This is a genomic window from Mesorhizobium sp. M0060 (genome assembly GCF_040323155.1).
Lineage (GTDB): Bacteria > Pseudomonadota > Alphaproteobacteria > Rhizobiales > Rhizobiaceae > Mesorhizobium.
This window is the reverse complement of sequence record NZ_JAMYUP010000008.1, coordinates 1-18,701: the sequence shown is the minus strand read 5'-3', so window position 1 is coordinate 18,701 and position 18,701 is coordinate 1. Positions and strand designations below refer to the sequence as shown.

Below are 18,701 nucleotides of genomic sequence, written 5' to 3'. Positions count from 1 at the left end.
CGTGACCGGCAATCTGCAGGTTTTGGGCTTCGGAGCCTTGGCGATTGACGACATCATCTATGTCGACAGCCCGCTGGGTGCTGGCAAAGGGAAGGTGACAAATCGCACGAAGGACCACGGCGGCAATGTGGCGACGGCACTCGTTGCTGTCGCCAAGCTGGGGGGGCGTGCCGGTTTCATCGGCTGGCTGAGTGATCAGCCACTTACGGATGTCGGCGCCCACGAGCTTGAACGACACGGCGTCGACATATCTTTCGCGCCACGTCGTTCCGATGCCAAGCCGATCCGGTCGGTTATTACGGTCGCGCCCGATGGTGACAGGTTCATCGCCTATGATGATGATGTGCCGCACGGGACCTCCGATGCGCTGGCCGATAGCGTCCTTGCGCAAGCCCAGGTACTGCTGATCGACGGTTACGCCACGCACGCCGACATGATCGTTGCTCGTGCCCGTAAGCTGGGTCTAGCGGTGGTGGCCGATATTGAGTGGACTGTCGGACCTGCGACCGAACGATTGATCCGCCTGTCAAATCACCTGGTATTGCCTCTGAAATTTGCCCAAACCTATACTGGCGAGGGCAAGGCGACAGCGATCCTGCGCAAGCTGTGGTCAGATGACCGCTCCGCGGTCGTGTTAACCGAAGGCGATCGAGGAGCCTATATCCGGCAAAAGGACGATGTCGTTTTGTGGCATGTCCCGGCCTATAAGGTCAGGGCAGTGGACACGACCGGCGCGGGGGATTGTTTTCATGGCGCCTATGCCTTCGCTCTTACGCAGGGAAAGCAGCCTGTCGCCTGCGCTGTTTATGCAACTGCCGCGGCCGCGATCTCAGTGACGGGCCGGGGTGGCCGCATGGCTCTGCCGGATCACAACGCCTGTGTCGCGTGGATGGCGAAAGAAAATGCGCCTGTGCCCATACCGATTACGTCGCCAGACTGAGAATTCATCACTCGGAACTTGCCGCTGCTGGTGGGGCGTCCGAGGCGCGCGGTTAACCGCGCAGATAGCAATGCCGGTTCGATCTGCAGTCGCGCCGGGCGGAGGCTATTCGGATGTTTAGGTAGCGCTGACAATAGGGAGGATGTGACGTGGCTGTTGTTGTGTTGGACAAAATTTGCAAGACCTACGGGACGAAATTCCAAGCCATCAAGGATCTTAGCCTGACGATAAACGACGGCGAGTTCCTCATTCTCGTTGGCCCTTCGGGATGCGGAAAATCGACAGCCTTGCGCATGATCGCGGGGCTGGAGGAGATCAGCAGCGGAACCCTGAGCATTGGTGGAGAGAATGTTGAGGACCTGGCGCCGAAGGACCGGGATATTGCGATGGTCTTTCAGAACTATGCCCTTTATCCGCATATGACAGTGTTCGACAACATAGGCTTCTCGATGAAGCTTGCGGGGAAGAGCAAGGCCGAGCGCACGAAGCGCGTCCATGAAATAGCAAAGACCCTGCAGCTGCACACGCTGCTCGACAGTAAGCCGGCGGCGCTGTCTGGCGGACAACGCCAGAGGGTCGCCATGGGGCGCGCGATGGTGCGCGAACCGGCAGCCTTTCTCATGGATGAACCCTTGTCAAACCTCGATGCCAAGCTGCGCGTGCAAATGCGCGCGGAAATTGTCAGCCTGCAAAGACAGCTGGGGGTGACCACGATTTATGTAACGCACGATCAGACCGAAGCCTTGACCATGGGCGACCGGGTTGCGGTCTTGAAAGGCGGTGTCCTTCAGCAGGTCGACACGCCAAAGACGCTGTATAATCGACCAGTCAATGCCTTCGTCGCGGGGTTCATCGGCTCGCCGTCGATGAACCTGTTCGAAGGCCGTTTGCACAATGGCAGGATCAACCTGCCGACCTTTTCGATACCGGTGCCGACGAGTGCGTTTGAGCGCTCTCCTGGTCTGAGTGCCTTCGAAGGCAAGACGCTCATCTTCGGCATACGCCCCGAGGATCTCTACGACAGCAGTCTGGAATCGGGATCGCGACATGCCACTCTACCGGCCATCGTGAAGACGACAGAGGAATTGGGATCCGAGCTTATCGTTCATTTGAAGGTCGACGCGGTTCGAATCGATTCTGGCGATCCAGATGCTGTTGAAGATCTAAGCGGGGCAGCAAACGTCGTAGCGAGGTTTGAAGCCGTCAGCGTGGTCCGGCCGGGCGAGTTGATTAATCTGGCGATCGATGCGGCCAAGTTGCACTTCTTCGATCCCCAGACGCACCTCACAATCTAGCGTGATCCGCGATGGTTGACCTGGGTAAAGGGTCGAAGGCGCAAATGTCGCTTCCGTCTTCTGGTCCATTTGCGTAGGTGATGGTAGACGCTGGCTTCGCTCTCCTGGGCAATCCGACCAGTTCTCGCTCGCCCATCAAATCGGTTGGTTGATGGTCATTTTAGGCCGTCAGCTTTGAGCTGCCTGCTCCAGATCGGTAGGCCGGCCAGGAAACAAGCATGGGTGACCAGGATTGTTCGCTTTGTATCAAGGGAAGCTCGGGCCGTCTTCGCTGGCAAATGGTGAGACTTTGCTCGACATCGGTTCAGCGCGCGACAGCCGATTTTTCCACCTGAGGTGGAGATCGTCTTGTGCCCGGCGGCACCCTGTCATCGACAACCAAAACGATCGCCTGAACGCCTCTGAATTGCGACGTCTACGCGAGCGCGCGACCCACCGAATGGCGTTTTTTCTCTTCGAATATACGACTTTCATTTGCTTTCTTTTTAGGGGAGTGGCTTTCATTTGTTTACGAAAATAGAGAAAAGAAAGCGGCACAAGCAATGTGCACAAGGGAAAAACTATCTCAGAGAACTTAAGAAAACTATATACTAATCAACGGCTTACATTCATTCATAACGTCCCGGCATCCTACCCATTTTTCACGATTGCAGTTCTTGATTGACACAAAGACCCGGAAAAGAACCTAGTTTGATCGCGATCGGGAGGATCGAGCCAAACGTCGCTCCTAGGAGGAAAACATGAACGTCAGAAGATATATTGCTGCGGCCACGTCCGCTGTGGCTGTCTGGGCACTGTCTGCTACCTGCGCCTTTGCTGAGACCAATCTAGAATTCATCCAATGGTGGGAGCCCGAAATGCCCGCCGGTGCTCTGCGTAGCATCATGGACGACTTCGAAGCCAAAAACCCTGGTATCAAGGTGACGCTCGTCAGCGGTCCCTATTCCGCCACCCATGATCAGATCGTGGTCGGCGCCGCGTCGGGGACGCTCAGCGACGTCGTCGGCCTGGACGGAGCATGGGTCAATGGCCTTGCAAAGCAGGGCGCAATCGCTTCCATGGACAGCCTGATGGCTGACGCCAAATATGATCAGAGCCAGATCGCTGACATCATCAAGGTCAACGGCCAAAGCGTCATGTTCCCGCTCGCCTCGTTCGTATACCCGGTCTTCGTCAACCTCGATCTGGCCAAGGCTGCTGGTGTCGACAAGATGCCGGCCAACCGCACAGAATTCGCCGCTGCCGCGAAGAAGATGACCAATGCGGACAAGAATGAGTACGGGTGGGTGCTGCCGCTATCGCTGCAAAACCCCGGCGGCATCCAGAACGACGTGATGTCTTGGGTCTGGGCTTCCGGAGCATCGATGCTCAAGGACGGCAAGCCCGACGTGGAAAATGAGGCCGTGGTCGGTACACTCGAATACATCAAGTCGCTACAGGACGCCGGCGTCATATCGCCAGGCATCTTTGCCAAGAAGGAACAGGACAAGGTCGAAGAGTTCGTCAACGGCCGTGTCGGAATGATGATCGACTCGCTGGCTCATATCAATCTTATCCGCCAGCGTAACCCCAATCTCAAGTTCGGTATCTCTGCGCTTCCTGCAGTCGATGGCTATACGGGTAAGCGCGGACTGCCCTATGCCTCTTGGGGCATCGGCATTAGCAACAGCACCGAGCATAAGGCAGAAGCCTGGAAGCTTGTCGAATATCTGATGAGCCCGGAAGTGAACGGCCGCCTAGTATCGCTCGCAAATGCCTTTCCGGGCAACGTGCAAGCGAAGCCTGACTTCTCGAAATCGGACCCGCTGTTCGAGGAAGCCTTCAAGATCTTCCAAAGCGGTCACTTGGCCAATGAATTCGTGGGCTTGCCGGTGGCCGAAGACCTGATGCGCGACATGAACGTCGAAGTGCAAAAGATGTTCGACGGCCAGCAAACCGCAAAGGAGGCCGCTGCCAACACGCAAAAGCAGTGGTTGGTTGACTTCGCCAAGTAGGCGCTGCTTCAGACAATTCGGCAGCGCGATAAGATCTATCGCGCTGCCGCTGCATCGGAACCGGACCATACGGTCGATGACCAAGCGGATTGTACCTCATGAGCCTCGCCAATGAAGGTTTGATCGTCACGCGAACGAAAATGCGGAAGCGTGGCATGCTTTCTTACAAGACGAGAAAGCGGCTGACTCCGCTGTTTTATGTGGCACCCGCCACGTTTTTGTTTTGTCTACTAATGCTGTTTCCCATGATCACGGTCCTGCGGTATTCGCTGATGGACGGCGCAATCATGAAAAAGGACGCTGCTTTCATAGGGTTGCAGAACTACGAGACGATCTTCACAGATCCAGTCTTCTGGCAGTCGGTCGGGCAGACCCTCTATTTCACGGTGATGAGCGTCATTTTCCACCTTCTAATCGGCCTGGCCTTCGCCCTGTTGCTGAACACCCAACGCGTCCATCCGATGATTAGAAGCATCCTGCGTGTTCTCTACATATTACCCTGGCTCTTTACGGCAGTGATCATCGCGATCATCTGGCGGCTGCTTTTGGATCCCAATGGCGTGGTCAACAGCATCCTGATGACGCTCCATATCGTCAACTTCAAGGTCGAGTGGTTCTCCTCGACGAAAACCGCGATCCATGCGTTGACGTTTGCGAACATCTGGGCGGGATATCCCCTATACATGGTCAGCTTGCTCGCCGGTCTCCAGGGCATCCCCAGGGACCTTTACGAAGCCGCCGGCATCGATGGCGCCAATGAGTTCCAAAAGTTTCGGTACATCACGATCCCGCAGCTGATGCCGATCATCATCAGCATCGCCCTGCTGGATTTCATCTGGACGATGCAAGTCTTCCCCCTGGTCTGGATGACAACGGGCGGTGGACCGATCCATTCGACCGAGGTGCTGAGCACGTATACCTATAAGCTTGCGTTTTCGAGTTACGAATTTTCACAGGCTTCGGCGAGCGCGATCTTCATCTTGATCATCTCGATGGGCGCGACTTACTTCTACATCAAACACCAGAAGGCCAGGTGACCGGCAATGGCAAAGCGCTCCTTCAAAAACACCGTTTTGCCGACCGTACTGACATATCTCGGGCTCGCGGCCGGTCTGGTCTTTGCAGGCTTTCCAATCCTGTGGATGTTTTTCACTTCGTTGAAATCGAACACCGAGATCTTTGCCCTGCCGCCGAGACTGCTGCCCGACCATTTCACGAACGTAGCCTATCTTTCGATCTTCAATGATCCGACCAAGGTGCGCTTCTTTCTCAACAGCTATCTGGTCGCGGGAGTGGTAACCCTCCTGACGTTACTGATCGCCATTCTGACGGCCTATGGCTTCAGCCGCTATTCATTCCGGCTTAAGAATACGCTTAACGTCTTCATCATCAGCACACAGACCGTACCGCCGATCACGCTTCTGATCCCCTATTTCGGCATGGTCGTCGCCTTCGGCATTTTCAACACCTATTTCGCGCTGATTCTAACCTACATGGTATTCACCCTGCCTTACGCAATCCTTCTGATGACCGGCTATCTCAATACCCTGCCAAAGGAACTCGATGAGGCAGTGCTGGTCGATGGGGGGTCAAGTTGGACAGCGCTGTGGCGTGTGATTATCCCTCTTTCAGTCCCTGGCGTCGTCGCGACTGCGGTCTATACGTTTCTGTTGGCGTGGAACGAGTTCCTTTTTGCGCTCACTTTGACGAAGTCGACGGACATGCGGACCGTTCCGATCGGTATCGAGTTGCTTATGGGCCAACATGCGTTCGAATGGAACGAGATGATGGCGATGAGCGTGCTGGGATCACTCCCGCTTCTGATCCTGTATCTGATTGCACAACGTTACTTCCTCGCGGGCCTGGCCGCCGGGTCGGTGAAGAGCTGAGCAAACTGACTGCCAGTTCGCTGTTCGCTGCTGAACACATCAACCCATACCGGCCCCGAAAGTCCGGTCTTTGACAGCGCCAGCGCTATTGCCAAATACTGCACGTCGAGGGTCGTGCAGGCCGAAGGCGGCGACAGGACGCCGTTGCACAGCCCGATCGCGCTCGACATCTCTCCCGCGGTTTGCCACCTGTTTCGCCCGGATGGCCTAGCGCTGACGCCGCTGCCTTCGACCTGAGTGGCGCACTCGGAATTTGAATCCGACTGCTGACAAAGCCGGCTTCTAGCCTGGCCTCGACATCCCCGGCCTTGTCGATTTCGCCATCTGATGCCGCGATAGCTCGACACCGGTCTGCTGCAATGCAGCACATCAAAACCCGCGGCACACCATTTTAAATCTTGACGCGTGTCAAATTTTTCTAAAACATGCGGAAACGCTGACAAGGCATCAATCAGCGCTCTGGGAGGAGCAATGCCTGGCACGAAAAAAGGCCCCAAAGGGGCCCTGACCCACGAATTGCATGGCGATCGCCGATCGGTCGGCAGTCTGTCATCGCAAACCTCGAGGCAGCCCGCGCCACATCAGGCATTCCGTTCGCCGAAAACGAACCAGATGCAACGCACCCAACAAATAGGAGGAGGACGACGCATGCGCATGTTCAATTGCCTGACGCTTGGCGCAGGTCTGTTTGCAACCATCGTTTCAGTGCCGGCCCTTGCCGAAGACGCGGCGCGCGTCGCGGCCCTCGTCAAGGGTCTCGATAATCCCTTCTTCCAGTACATGCACACGGGTATCGAAGAGCAGGCCAAGGCCAACGGCGTGGCCGTCACCGTCCAGGCAGCCGCCAACATGGGCGATGCAACCGGGCAGGCCGATCGGTTGACCGCCATGGCCATGCAGGATTTCGATTGCTACCTGGTCAATCCGATCAGCGTCTCCAACCTGGTGCAGGCGCTGGTGCCCGTCGCCCAGAAGAAAAAGCCGATCGTCAACATCGACAGCACCATCGATGCCGAGCAGGCCAAGGCGGCGGGCTTTGCCATCTCAACCTATATCGGCACCGACAACGTCGCCGCCGGCGCACTGGCCGGGAAGGAGATGCTGAAGCTGGTGCCGAAGGGTTCCAAGGTCGCCCTGGTGGCAGGCATCGTCGGCGATGTCGGCAGCAATGCCCGCATCAAGGGTTTCAAGCAGGCCGTCGAAGGCAAGCTCGAAGTCGTGGTGATGGTGAGCGCCGACTGGGATCGCGAGAAGGCTCTCACCGCGGCCACCGACATCCTGGCAGCGCACCCCGATCTCGCCGGCTTCTTCGCCGCTAACGACATCATGGCACTCGGCGTCGAACGCGCCGTGCAGACAGCAGGCAAGGACGTCAAGGTGATCGGACTTGACGGCATCGTCGACGCGCTGAAATCGGTTGCCGCCGGCGAACTCTCCGCCACCGTGGCGCAATATCCCTATGTCGTCGGCGCCATGGGCGTGGAAGCCTGTGCCGCGGCGGCCAAGGGCAAGACGCTTCCCGCCAACGTGCCGGCGCCAGTGCTGTTGATCAACAAGGACAATGCGGAAGCCTCGCTGAAGAACTTCCCGCGCCCGGGTGGCGACTATCCGGATCCCTTCCGCGAGATGTTGCAGTGACCACTCCTGAACAAAACGCGCCCGCGCATGACGCGGGCGCGTTGGAGGAGAGCCGCCCCTCCCTGACGGCTCTCCTCCTGGATCCTTCCTTCTGGGCCGACTGGGCATCCGTCGTCGGCCTGGTCGGCCTCGTCATCGTGTTCGGCATCGCCCAGCCGATCTTTCTCAGCATCGCCAATTTGCAGGCCCTGCTGCTGGCGGCGGCGATCCTTGTCGTGCTGTCGATCGGCCAGACCTTCGTCGTCGCGACAGCCGGCATCGATCTTTCGCTCGCGGCCGCCGTAATGCTGGGCGCCATCATTCTGGGCCTCGTTAACGCCGCCGGCTATGGCATCTTGCTGGCCTGCGTGCTTGCCGTCGCCGCCACCAGTGCCGTGGGATTCCTGAACGGCGTGCTCATCACCGCCGGGCGTATTCCCGACTTCGTGGTGACGCTCGGCACGCTTTCGGGCATCACCGGCCTTGGCCTGATCCTGGCGGGGGGCGTGCGGAGGATGGTGGGCTCGCCCTTCCTACTGCGGCTGGCCTCCGGCTCCTTCGGGCCGTTCGGTTATCCCGTCTGGGTGGCAATCGCCGCTGTGCTCGTGGCACATATTGCGCTCTACCACACCCGCTTCGGCGTGCATCTGCTGGCGACCGGTGGCCAGACCGAAAGTGCCCGCTCGCTCGGGATCCGGACCAACCGGGTCAAGATCGCCGCCTACACGATTTCCGGATTCTGCGCCGGCATCGCCGCGCTGCTTCTGGTGGCGCGCATCGGCTCGGCCGAGCCGCTGATCAACACCAGCCTGCTGCTCAATTCGGTTGCGGCGGTGGTTCTGGGCGGCGTCAGCCTGTTCGGCGGGCGCGCCAGCATTCTCGGCCCGGCAATCGGTGCGCTGATGCTCACTGCCCTCGTCAACGGGCTGACGCTGCTTAGCGTTTCGGCCTTCTACCAACCGCTCGCCGTGGGTGCCATCGTGGTGCTGGCGGCCCTGATCATGCGGTATCAGAAATGAGCGCCGTCCATCACATCCCGTCGACCGACGCGATCCTTGCCTGCGAAGGATTGAGCAAGCATTTCGGCGGCATCCGCGCCTTCACCGATGTCGCCTTCCAGGCTCGTCGCGGCGAGGTCACCGCTGTCATCGGCGACAATGGCGCCGGCAAGTCGACGCTGATCCGCTGCCTGGTCGGCGTCCATGTACCGGATGGCGGCGAGATCTTCTTCGACGGCCGGCCGCACCCGTTCGCCAATCCCGACGATGCGCGCAAGGCCGGCATAGAAACGGTTCACCAGAACCTGGCGCTGATCGACGAACTCACCGTCGCGCAGAACCTTTTCCTCAACCGCGAGATCGTGCGCCGGATCGGACCCTTCGCCTTGCTCGACCGCAAGGCCATGAAGCAGCAGGCTCGCGCCATGCTCTCGCGCCTGTCGATCAACATGCCCTCGGTCACCCAGCGCGTGCGGCGGCTGTCGGGTGGACAGCGGCAGGCGATCTCGATCTGCCGTGCTGCCGGCTCCGGCGCCAAGCTGGTGGTGATGGACGAACCGACCGCGGCCCTTGGCGTGCAGGAAACCGCCAATGTCGAAGCCCTGATCCGGCGCCTGCGCGAACAGGCTGTCAGCGTCATCCTGGTCAGCCACAATTTCGATCAGGTGCGGCGTCTGTCCGACCAGATCTGGGTGATGCGGGCCGGACGGATGGTGGCCACGGTGCGGGCCTCGGAGACCACGGGCAACGAGCTCGTCGCGCTCGTCACCGGCGCGGCGTGACGGCGGGGACACTAACCAGCCAGGGACGACATGATTAAGATCAAAGGGAGTTTGCAGTGGCAGTAATCCGTGTCGGACTTGTGGGTCTAGGAGAGGTTGCGCAGTCGATCCATCTGCCGGTGCTGAGCGATCAGCGCGACCGCTGGCTGATATCCGGCGTTTATGACGTTTCGGCGAGCCTGATGGCGCTGTGCCGGTCCGAATATCCGACCGCCGCTGCCTTCGATTCCGCCGAGGCACTGATCAATTCACCTGACATCGACGCGGTTTTCATCCTCTCGTCCGATGAAACCCACAGCCGCTTCGTGCGTGCCGCCATCGAGGCGAACAAGCATGTGTTGCTGGAAAAGCCGGCCTGCCTGACGGTGCGCGAGATCGACGAGCTGCTGGCGCTGACGCCGAACTACGCCAAGACGATCTTCGTCGGTTACATGAGGCGCTATGCTCCGGCCTATCTGGCGGCGATTGAGGAACTGCCCGACTTCGCTGACATCACCCATGTCCGCATCTTCGACCTGATCTCCGACGGCCGGCATTTCCTGAAAAAGAGCCAGAATGTCCTCTATCCCCAGGACATCGAGCCGGACTTGCTGGCGCGCGGCGCCAGGGAACGCGAAGCGCTGATCCGTGAAGTGGTGGGTATTGATGCCCCCGCCGATCTGGTGCGGGCCTATCGGGGCCTGACGGCGCTCTCCTCGCACCACATTTCGGCGATGCGGGGACTGCTCGGCGAACCGGCTCGCGTGCTGGCGGCGCACCGCACTAATGGCGGCGCCAATACCAGCGTGACATTCGACTACGGACATTTCGCCGCCTGCTACGACGCGGTGGTCGACGATCTCGGCCTGTTCGACGCCATGATCGAGGTGCGCTCGAACACCAAGCGGGTCCGCATCATCTACGCCACGCCCTATATCCGCAGCCTGCCGACGCGGCTGGAAGTGACGGAAGCCGGCGTCGGCGGTCCTGTGACGAGGACATACGGGCCGCTCTATGGCGATGCCTTCTCCAATGAGCTCGAAAGCTTCCATCGCCACATCATGGACGGCACCAAACCTCTGACCGATCTCGCGGACTCTCGTCGCGACTTGGTGCTGATGGCGGAGATCATTGATCGCATGAAACAGACTACGGGGATTATGCGCTGAAGCTGCCCTTTCATTGAGGGTAGATCCGACGAGGAGATTGCATTGGCTCCCGGCTGGCGGGTCTACGCTTTCCGGCTCGCGGTCTATCCGCCAACCATCAGCTTGACGACTTCGTCATGGTTGGTTTCCGATATCTTGCGCTCGCCGGCCTGGACGCCGCGCCGCAGCACGATGATGCGGTCGGACACGGCGAAAATATCCAGCAAATTGTGCGAGATGAAGACTACGCCCCTGCCTTGGGCCTTGAGTTGGTGGATGAGCGAAATGACCTTGCGCTGTTCGGGCACGCCGAGGGCCGCGGTCGGTTCGTCCATGATCAGGATCTGTGCGTCCCAATAGACGGCCCGGCCGATGGCAACAGCCTGCCGTTGACCGCCGGAGAAATTGCTGACCGGGGCATCGAGCCGGCTCACATGGAAATCCAACCGTCCCATGGTCTTCTTGGCGGCGACGGCCATGGCCTTGCGATCGAGCACCGGCAAGAAGCCGAAGGCCTTGCGCATGGGTTCACGGCCGAGGAAGATATTGGCGCCAATGGACAAATTGTCGGCGAGAGCGAGATCCTGATAGATTGTTTCGATGCCTTTTTCGCGCGCGTCATGCGGCGTCGCAAATGTCACCGGCTGACCCCTCAGCAGAATTTCACCGCCCGTCGGCTGAAAGACGCCCGATATCGCCTTGATCAGCGTGGTCTTGCCGGCGCCGTTGTCGCCCGCCAGGGCCACCACTTCGCCCGGCCGCACGACCATGGAGAAATCGTTGAGCGCCCGGACGGCGCCGAAGTGCTTGGAAAGATTCCGGACTTCCAGGAGGGGGGTGGTCTGGCCTGGGCTATTCATCCTGACGGGCTCCACTGAACCGGCGCTGCGCCTGGTCGATGAGAACGGAAATGATGATGACGACGCCGACGGCGATGAACTGCCAGAACGGCTCGACATTGACGAAAACCAGCCCGTACTGAATGACCGCGATCACCAGCGCACCGGCGACCGTCCCGAAGATCGTGCCAGATCCACCGAACAGGCTGGCGCCGCCGATCACGACGGCTGCGACGCTGTCGAGCAGCAACGGCTCGCCGGCCTGGGCCGCGCCCGCGGTGAAGCGCGCTGCATAGAGAGCGCCACCGAGGCCTGCGCACATCGCCGAAAGCACATAGAGGCGCAGGATATGGCCTCTGATGTCGATGCCGGCACGACGAGCCGCCTGCACATTGGCGCCGATGGCGTAGTTATGCTGGCCGAACCGGGTCTGGCTCAGGATGTAGTGCATCGCGACGACGAAAACGGCTGCAATGATGACGAGATAAGGCACACCGTAGAACCTGCCGTTGCCGAGCAGCGCGAACCAGGAATTCTGGACCGGCACCGTCGTGCCGCCGGCGAGCAGGAAAGCAGCGCCGCGCGCCACGCCAAACATGCCAAGCGTGCCGATGAAGGGCGGAATTCTGAGGCGCGAGATCAGCAAGCCGTTGATCATGCCAGGGACTCCCGCGACGATCACGGCCGCCAGAATGCCCACCATCATGGCCAGAGGCACCGGCATGGCGGCGCCAGCCAGATTCGTGGCATGGGCCGCGACAACAGCAGCAAGGCCCATGATGAAGCCCAGCGAGAGGTCGATGCCTCCCGAAATGATGACGAATGTCTGTCCGGTCGCAAGCAGCAACGGCGCCACGGCAAATATCGCAATGGATTGCACGTTGAACGGATTGAGCACGAAGGTCGCGCCGAAGGAGACTCTCGACCAAACCTCGAAACAGATGATCAGGCCGGCGAGAAACAGCCAGGCGCGCCCTTCGGCGATGCGTCCGAGCCAGGTCCTGGCCGGATCACCATGGTCGGCCTGAGGGGCGACATGGGTTTCGCTCTGCTCGGTTGGTGATGTTGAAGTCATTGACACATCCGATCCGCAGCGCGGCCTCCGTCAACAGGGTCCTAGAGACCCGGCGCAGGTCTCCTCCCGGCAAGCCGGAAGGAGACCAAGCTGGTTGGAATCATTCGGAATAGAGATACCTCATTCGGAATAGAGGTACTTCGAGATATTCGGGTCCGCGATGTTTGACTTGTCCATGATCGTAAAGCCGGTGCCGATCGCAACCGGGATTGACTGGCCGGTCAGGTGGGCATAGGCCGAAACGACACCAAAATAGCCGATCTCGGCCGGATGCTGGGCAATCGCAACGTCCACCAAGCCGGTGTTGATGTTGTCGACGATGCTGACCGGTGCGTCGAACGCGACGACCTTGATGGTGCCGCTTTGCCCTGCCTGCTTGACGCCGTTCGCCGCGCCGATCGCCGAGAACAGATTTGCACCGAACACACCAACGAGATCGGAGTTGCGCGCGAACGTCGCTTGGAGCTGCGAGGCAGCCTTGTTGGCGTCGTCGTCGTTGAACTGCGTCTCGAGCACGGTGATGTCCGGATGCTTCGCCATCTCCTTCTTGAAGCCCTCTTCACGCTGATCGGTGGTCGAAATGCCGGGCTTGACGTTCGAAACATAGACCTTGCCCTTGCCGCCTATGGCCTTGACCAATGCCCGCGCGGCGATCTCACCGCCCAGAATGTTGTCAGAAGCAATATAGGACAGCGGGAAATCCGCCTCACCGGCACCGGTCTGGTAGACGCCGCTGCCGATGAAAGTGTCGACGGTGATCACCGGGATGCCGGCATCATTGGCCTTGCGGAGCGGCTCGACCAATTGAACCTTGTCGGTTGGCGCGATCAGGATCGCGTCCGGCTTCTTGGCGATGACCGCGTCAAGCACGGGGACTTGCGTTACCGGATTGAAATCCGAAGCGCCCTGGAACACCAGGGTCACGCCAAGGGCATCGGCCGCCGCCTGGGCGCCTTTGCGCATGGTGATGTAGAAGCCGTCGGTGGTAAGGCCCGGAACGAGAGCAATGGTGAACTTCTTGTCCTGCGCCAAAGCGGGCGTGATCAGCGCCGTTGCGCAGATGGCGAGGGCCGCCAGGGCGGCAACAATCTTCTTCATAACATCCTCCTCATAATGTTGGCAGATTTGCCGTTGCGATTGATATCGGAAATGGCCGTCAATCTGTTCAGGCTAGGAATCGTAAATGCGCTGACGGCTGGGAAACGGGTTTCGCCTGCTTGCTGTTAACGGGCAGCTCCTCCCAGGCGCCCAGTCATTAGATCAGCCAGTCGAAACCGACCAGCTCTGATGCCCGCAGTCCCGTTTCCTCGCATCCGCAAGGTCCAGAGAACTGCGCCGCTAGGCGCATGCGCCCCTAGCTGCAAGGTTGTAACACTTTGCTGAAAGAAATTGCAACCGGGTACTTCCCTGGCCGGAACGCTTTTCAAACCGGACAACATCTGTCTGCTCCGCAGGGCCCCGCACGGCAGACTATTGCCCCCAAGTCCCTGACGAGACAACAGGTGATTTCGGGGCGCCAGGGTCACGGACCGCGTGGCGTCGATCGGTTCAGGATTGATCAGGCGCGCCGATGTCGCGCATCATGGTGTCCGCCTTCTATCGAGGCACGAGAGCCACGAGGATGGCTTGCGCCGTTTTCGTGTCCGTTATCAGGGCATTGATGAGTCTCGCGCGGACGGCACCGATGATGGCCGTCGCCTTCTCCGGCGAGGCGGCAACGCCGATGACCAAGGGGACGGTTCGAAGCTGGGCCGGCGACATTGCGATCATCCGGCCCTCCCCTTCCCATGGGATAAGGGTGCCTTCGGCGTCGAAGTAATGGCGGATGACGTCTCCAGCCGCATGAAACAGGGCCTGTTCGCTCAGTGTGGCCGCGCTCGCCTCGGGCGGATTGATGGCATGGGGCAGGCCGATGCCGACGATCGCAACGTCGGTCCGGTCCCAAAGCGCGACGCTGTCGCGGATGGCCGCATCGCCAAGGAAGACCTCACGCAATTCGGTGGACGGCAGATAGGGCGCATGGATGAAATGCGGCGTCCCGCCGAACTCTTCGGCGGCCAGCCGTACAAACTCGTTGATCTGGAAATGCGCCGCCTGCTGCTGCATGCCGCCGGTGGCAGCGACGGTAAGGACCCCGGGAATGCGCGGCAGGCCTGCCCGGATCACCTCGCGGATGGCTCGCCCCCAGCCGACGGCAACCACCGAGCCGGCCGTCAGTTCCGCTTGCTTGAGCAAGGCGCCGAGCGGTGCGGCGAGCGCCGTCAGCGCTCCGGCTGCCGGCGTTTCGACGACCGCGGCGTCGCGCAGCCCCAACCCGTCAATCAACTGCCTGGTGATGTCTTCGGGCGTCACAAGATCGAGAACCTCGATCCGCACGATGCCCTCTGCTCTCGCCCGCTGCAGCAAACGCGATATGGTGGCGGTGGAGACACCGAGCCGGCGCGCGATGTCGACCTGCGACATCTCCGCCTCGTAGTGCATTTTGGCGACCGTATGCAGCATCGTCCGCGATGCGGCCGCATCTTGTGCGGGAGGGACAGACAGCTTGCAATTCCTTTCAGCAATGTGTTACAGACCCATCAACCGATGGGAGTTATCGCGCAAATCCGGCAGACTCGCAACTTGGGTTCGTTTCCACCGAACGTTGCTGCCAAGCCAGATTTCTCGGTTCGATAGGCGCATCAAAGCGGCAAACCTTCCTGCCGGCAGGCAGGTAAAAACTGAACATTTCTTGTTCCACGGATCTGCGCCCTGGTGAATGGGCGCCAACATCGGACAAAAGACCATGACAAAGATGACGACGGCGGAGTTACGCGGCTATCAGCAGATATGCGGCAAGGACGGGGCCATGATGGCCATCGCCTGTGACCAGCGCGGCGGCATGCGGACCTTGCTGGCGTCGGACCCTGCCGAACAGGCCAAAATCACCAACGACATGCTCGGCGACACCAAGGCGGACATCACGCGATACCTCGCCAGTCAGGCATCCTGCGTGCTGCTCGACCCGCTCTGCGCGGTGCCGCGGGTTGTCGATGAAGGGGTGCTGAACCGGGATACGGCTCTGCTCATCGGCCTCGATGCCTCGGGCTTCGACGTCTCGCCCGCCGGCTACCGCCTGTCGCGCCTCGTTCCCGACATCGACGCGCGCCGCGTCCGCGAACTCGGTGGCACCGGCGGCAAGATCATGGTCTATCTCAGGGCCGACAGACCGGAGGCGAACGAGTATAACGTCGCCATTCTGCGCCAGTGCATCGCCGACTTCGGGCAAGAGGACCTGCTGCTCGTCGTCGAATTCCTGACCTATCAACTCGAAGGCGAAAGCCTTGAAGACTATACGGCCAAGATCCCCTGGCTTGTCGAAGAGGGCACTCGGATTTCGCTGGAATGCGGGGCAAAGGTGCTCAAGCTTCCTTATCCCGGAACGCCGGAAGCCTGCGCCAGGATCAGCAGCATGGCCGGCGAGGTGCCATGGGCGGTCCTCTCCGCCGGCGTCAACCACGCAACGTTCCTGGGCCAGGTCGAGATCGCGATGAAGAACGGCGCGTCAGGCGTCATCGCCGGCCGGTCGCTGTGGAAGGACTGCATCTCGCTGGACCGTGACATTCAGCGGGAAAGGCTTAAGACCATCGCAGTGTCGAGATTGCACGAGCTTCAGGCCGTGATCGGAAACTACCGGCAGAAAGCCGCTTAGTCATTCGCCGTTCACACCGGGCACACACGGGACGTCATGCCTCATAGTTCGATGGCCATCGGGATCGATATCGGCGGCACCAATCTGCGCGCCGCCCGCATTTCCGGCACAGGCGAAATCCTTGACCGCATGTCCGAAAAGAGCGCGCCGGACCCGGCGCTCATGCTCTCCCGGATCGCCGAGATGGTGCGCCGGCTCGATTCTCCGGAGGTTGCCGCCATCGGCATCGGCGTCCCGGGACGCGTCGATGCGCGGCGTCGCGCCGTCTTGTCCGGAGGCTATGTCAACCTCGCCTCGGTCTCCCCGGCGCAACGGCTGGAAAACCTGGCGGGCAAGCCCGTCGTGATCGACAATGATTGCAACATGGCACTGGTCGCCGAGATGGCTCGAGGCGCCGCCATGGGTCACGAAAACATCCTCATGTTCACCATCGGGACCGGCATTGGTGGTGCCGTGGCTCAAGACCGGCAGATCGTCCGCGGCAAGGGGACGGCGGGGCAGCTCGGCCATATCACTGTCGACATATCAGGCGAAGCCTGCGTCTGCGGCCGGCGCGGCTGCGTTGAAACCACCAGCTCCGGTACAGCACTTGGCCGTCACATCGCACGCGCAGGCCTCGGTCCGGATATCTCGGTCGATCAGCTTTTCGCGCGGGATGCGAGCGGCGACACGCCGGTGCGCGGGATACTGGAAGCCTGGGCCAGACCGTTGCGTGCGGCAATCGATACAGCGGTGGCGATGTTCGCCCCCGATCTGGTGCTGCTCGGCGGCGGACTTGGCCAGGCGGCCCATCAGGCGCTTACCAAGGCTCCGGCCTTGGCTCCCTGGTACCAATGCCCGGTTGAACCGGCGCAACTCGGCGACGACGCCGGCGTCATCGGCGCCGGTCTGCAAGCGCTGGCAGGGCAGGCGGCAGTTACGGCCTCGCCGGTGACCTCGCCATCCGCTGGACTCAACCCGGGCCGGCGTGCCGTGCCCGGCCAGCGCGCCGTGCTGGTCAACGGCATCCCCGCCAGCGGCAAAAGCACGGTCTCGCGCGGTATCGCCGACCGGATGGGATGGCCGTTGCTTACGCTCGATACCATCAAGAACCCGTTCCTCGAAGCGCTCGGCGGCGGTGATCGTGAATTCAACCGCTCGCTCGGTCGCGCCAGTTATGAAGCCATCTGGTCGGTGGTCGGCGAAGCTCCGGCGGGCACAACAGTTGTCGTCGATGCCTGGTTCGGCTTCCAGCCGCGCCAGGTGCTCGAGGATCACCTGCGAAGGGCTGGCGTCGAGCGGACCGCCGAAATCTGGTGTCATGCACCCGGCGAGGTTCTTGCCGAGCGCTATCGCGCACGGCTCGACCAGCGTCCCGCTGGCCACCCCGGAGCGGCCTATGTCCCCGAGCTGATCGAGCTGGCCAAGCGCGCCGAGCCGCTGCGGCGTGGACCGCTCTTTGACGTCGACACGACGAAACCAATCGCTTTCGATGCCATCACGCAATGGCTGCGGGCGACGATTGACACATAGGCAGGCGAAGCTTGCGCGCCTGAAATGATGATCTCCAGATCCGCGCGCGACTTGTCCGCGACATGATTCATTCGTGCTCTTGATTCAAAGGTATGACCTGAGGAGTGCTTTGTAACGATGCGACCGAGGATCAGCTCGGCATTGCCGGCGCCATAGGCGGCAGCCGCCCGCCCGCCGATGTCACAGGCCATCGCCGGCGCGGCTTGCGACCTGATGTCGTCGACCTCGCCATAGATGGTAGCCGTGTCACGCCAGCGCGCGCCGCCGCCCGCCGCCCAGGTGCCGATCCCCGATGCGCGGTACCGAGCGGCCATCCCAAAGCTCCATCATCTGCATGCCCGCCTCCATTATCTCAACGACGCAGGCTGGCGTGGCGGGCACGCTCGCGGATCTCTTCGCGAGAAATGCCGGCATCCGCCAGTGTGCTGTCCGGAACCTGCCTCAAGCTCGCAAGCGTTTGGCGATAGGCAAGCCAGCGGGCGAAACGGCGTCGAAGTTCATACAACATGATCGTCTCCTTTGGCGCGCAGAATGCCCGCGCGCTTGGGTTGGTCGAAAGCGCAAAGCATCTGCGCGAAGCGCATGCGCGATCGAAAGGATTGCGCTGGCTTCTTGGCCAGCCGAGGCGCTTGTCGCTGTCCCGCCAAGCAGGATTGTCCAACGCCTCCAATGCCTGCACACTTGCGCATGATACCCGCTTCGCGCTACAGCCACGGTCGCAAGGAGTTTTTCATTTCTGCAAAATGGATATCGGCTGGGACGATCTGAGGTTGTTTCTCGACGTTGCGCGGCTGGGTGGCTTGAGCGCAGCGACGGGAACCACGCGCCGCAGCGCAGCCACCCTTGGACGACGCGTCACCGCGCTCGAAAAGCAGATCGGCGAACCGCTGTTCGTGCGTCAGCAAACCGGCTACCGGCTGACCCCAGTCGGTGAAGAACTGC

17 protein-coding genes are annotated in these 18,701 nt (G+C 60.7%); 12 read left to right on the top strand and 5 right to left on the bottom strand.

All coding sequences use genetic code 11. The features are described from left to right. Position 1 precedes the first annotated feature (1 nt). The 9 genes from NKJ94_RS10380 (at position 2) to NKJ94_RS10340 (ending at position 10,663) form a co-directional block, all read left to right on the top strand. A complete protein-coding gene (locus tag NKJ94_RS10380) occupies positions 2 to 940 on the top strand; it encodes a PfkB family carbohydrate kinase (protein WP_352524736.1) in 939 nt (312 codons plus the stop codon). 149 nt (positions 941 to 1,089) lie between these two features. Next, entirely contained in the window at positions 1,090 to 2,235 is a 1,146-nt protein-coding gene (locus tag NKJ94_RS10375) for an ABC transporter ATP-binding protein (RefSeq protein ID WP_352524734.1), read from the top strand. A gap of 740 nt (positions 2,236 to 2,975) precedes the next feature. Continuing rightward, a complete protein-coding gene (locus NKJ94_RS10370; RefSeq protein ID WP_352524733.1) occupies positions 2,976 to 4,229 on the top strand; it encodes an ABC transporter substrate-binding protein in 1,254 nt (417 codons plus the stop codon). A 140-nt stretch (positions 4,230 to 4,369) separates the two neighbouring features. Next, positions 4,370 to 5,266, top strand: coding sequence for a carbohydrate ABC transporter permease (locus NKJ94_RS10365; protein ID WP_502896222.1), 897 nt, complete (start codon positions 4,370 to 4,372; stop codon positions 5,264 to 5,266). Positions 5,267 to 5,272: 6 nt separating this feature from the next. Continuing rightward, on the top strand, positions 5,273 to 6,118 hold the full coding sequence (locus NKJ94_RS10360) for a carbohydrate ABC transporter permease (RefSeq protein ID WP_352524729.1): 846 nt from the start codon (positions 5,273 to 5,275) through the stop codon (positions 6,116 to 6,118). A 648-nt stretch (positions 6,119 to 6,766) separates the two neighbouring features. After that, entirely contained in the window at positions 6,767 to 7,756 is a 990-nt protein-coding gene (locus tag NKJ94_RS10355) for a sugar ABC transporter substrate-binding protein (RefSeq protein ID WP_352524727.1), read from the top strand. Continuing rightward, positions 7,753 to 8,754, top strand: a complete 1,002-nt coding sequence (locus NKJ94_RS10350; protein ID WP_352524726.1) for an ABC transporter permease — start codon at positions 7,753 to 7,755, stop codon at positions 8,752 to 8,754. Before NKJ94_RS10355 ends, NKJ94_RS10350 begins: the two co-directional genes overlap by 4 nt. Next, the gene (locus NKJ94_RS10345) at positions 8,751 to 9,515 is read left to right on the top strand and encodes an ATP-binding cassette domain-containing protein (RefSeq protein WP_352524724.1); all 765 of its coding nucleotides are present in this window, start codon (positions 8,751 to 8,753) and stop codon (positions 9,513 to 9,515) included. The genes NKJ94_RS10350 and NKJ94_RS10345 overlap by 4 nt, the downstream gene beginning before the upstream one ends. 56 nt (positions 9,516 to 9,571) lie before the next feature. Beyond that, a complete protein-coding gene (locus NKJ94_RS10340) occupies positions 9,572 to 10,663 on the top strand; it encodes a Gfo/Idh/MocA family protein (protein ID WP_352524723.1) in 1,092 nt (363 codons plus the stop codon). 83 nt (positions 10,664 to 10,746) lie between these two features. Here the strand turns inward: NKJ94_RS10340 and NKJ94_RS10335 are convergent, their stop codons facing one another. From NKJ94_RS10335 to NKJ94_RS10320, 4 genes are all read right to left on the bottom strand, one after another. Further along, positions 10,747 to 11,502 (bottom strand): ATP-binding cassette domain-containing protein, encoded by a 756-nt coding sequence (locus NKJ94_RS10335; RefSeq protein WP_352524721.1) that lies wholly within the window; start codon positions 11,500 to 11,502, stop codon positions 10,747 to 10,749. Beyond that, positions 11,495 to 12,556 (bottom strand): ABC transporter permease subunit, encoded by a 1,062-nt coding sequence (locus tag NKJ94_RS10330; RefSeq protein ID WP_352524719.1) that lies wholly within the window; start codon positions 12,554 to 12,556, stop codon positions 11,495 to 11,497. The genes NKJ94_RS10335 and NKJ94_RS10330 overlap by 8 nt, the downstream gene beginning before the upstream one ends. Positions 12,557 to 12,676: 120 nt before the next feature. Beyond that, positions 12,677 to 13,654 carry an ABC transporter substrate-binding protein gene (locus NKJ94_RS10325; RefSeq protein WP_352457851.1) on the bottom strand — a complete coding sequence of 326 codons (978 nt, stop codon included), beginning with the start codon at positions 13,652 to 13,654 and terminating at the stop codon, positions 12,677 to 12,679. A 498-nt stretch (positions 13,655 to 14,152) separates the two neighbouring features. Further along, positions 14,153 to 15,058: a sugar-binding transcriptional regulator gene (locus NKJ94_RS10320; protein WP_352524718.1), complete on the bottom strand. Its 906-nt coding sequence runs from the start codon at positions 15,056 to 15,058 to the stop codon at positions 14,153 to 14,155. A 283-nt stretch (positions 15,059 to 15,341) separates the two neighbouring features. Here NKJ94_RS10320 and NKJ94_RS10315 point away from each other — a divergent pair, with 283 nt between their 5' ends. Beyond that, positions 15,342 to 16,247, top strand: a complete 906-nt coding sequence (locus NKJ94_RS10315) for a tagatose-bisphosphate aldolase (protein WP_352524716.1) — start codon at positions 15,342 to 15,344, stop codon at positions 16,245 to 16,247. A 36-nt stretch (positions 16,248 to 16,283) separates the two neighbouring features. Further along, on the top strand, positions 16,284 to 17,759 hold the full coding sequence (locus tag NKJ94_RS10310) for an ROK family protein (RefSeq protein ID WP_352524714.1): 1,476 nt from the start codon (positions 16,284 to 16,286) through the stop codon (positions 17,757 to 17,759). A gap of 352 nt (positions 17,760 to 18,111) precedes the next feature. On the opposite strand, the gene NKJ94_RS10305 is transcribed toward NKJ94_RS10310, so the two are convergent. Then, positions 18,112 to 18,267 carry a YjiS-like domain-containing protein gene (locus tag NKJ94_RS10305; protein ID WP_352524713.1) on the bottom strand — a complete coding sequence of 52 codons (156 nt, stop codon included), beginning with the start codon at positions 18,265 to 18,267 and terminating at the stop codon, positions 18,112 to 18,114. 40 nt (positions 18,268 to 18,307) lie between these two features. On the opposite strand from NKJ94_RS10305, the gene NKJ94_RS10300 reads away from it, so the two are divergent. Then, positions 18,308 to 18,701 (top strand): helix-turn-helix domain-containing protein (locus NKJ94_RS10300; RefSeq protein WP_352524712.1); only part of this gene is annotated, 394 nt, incomplete at its 3' end.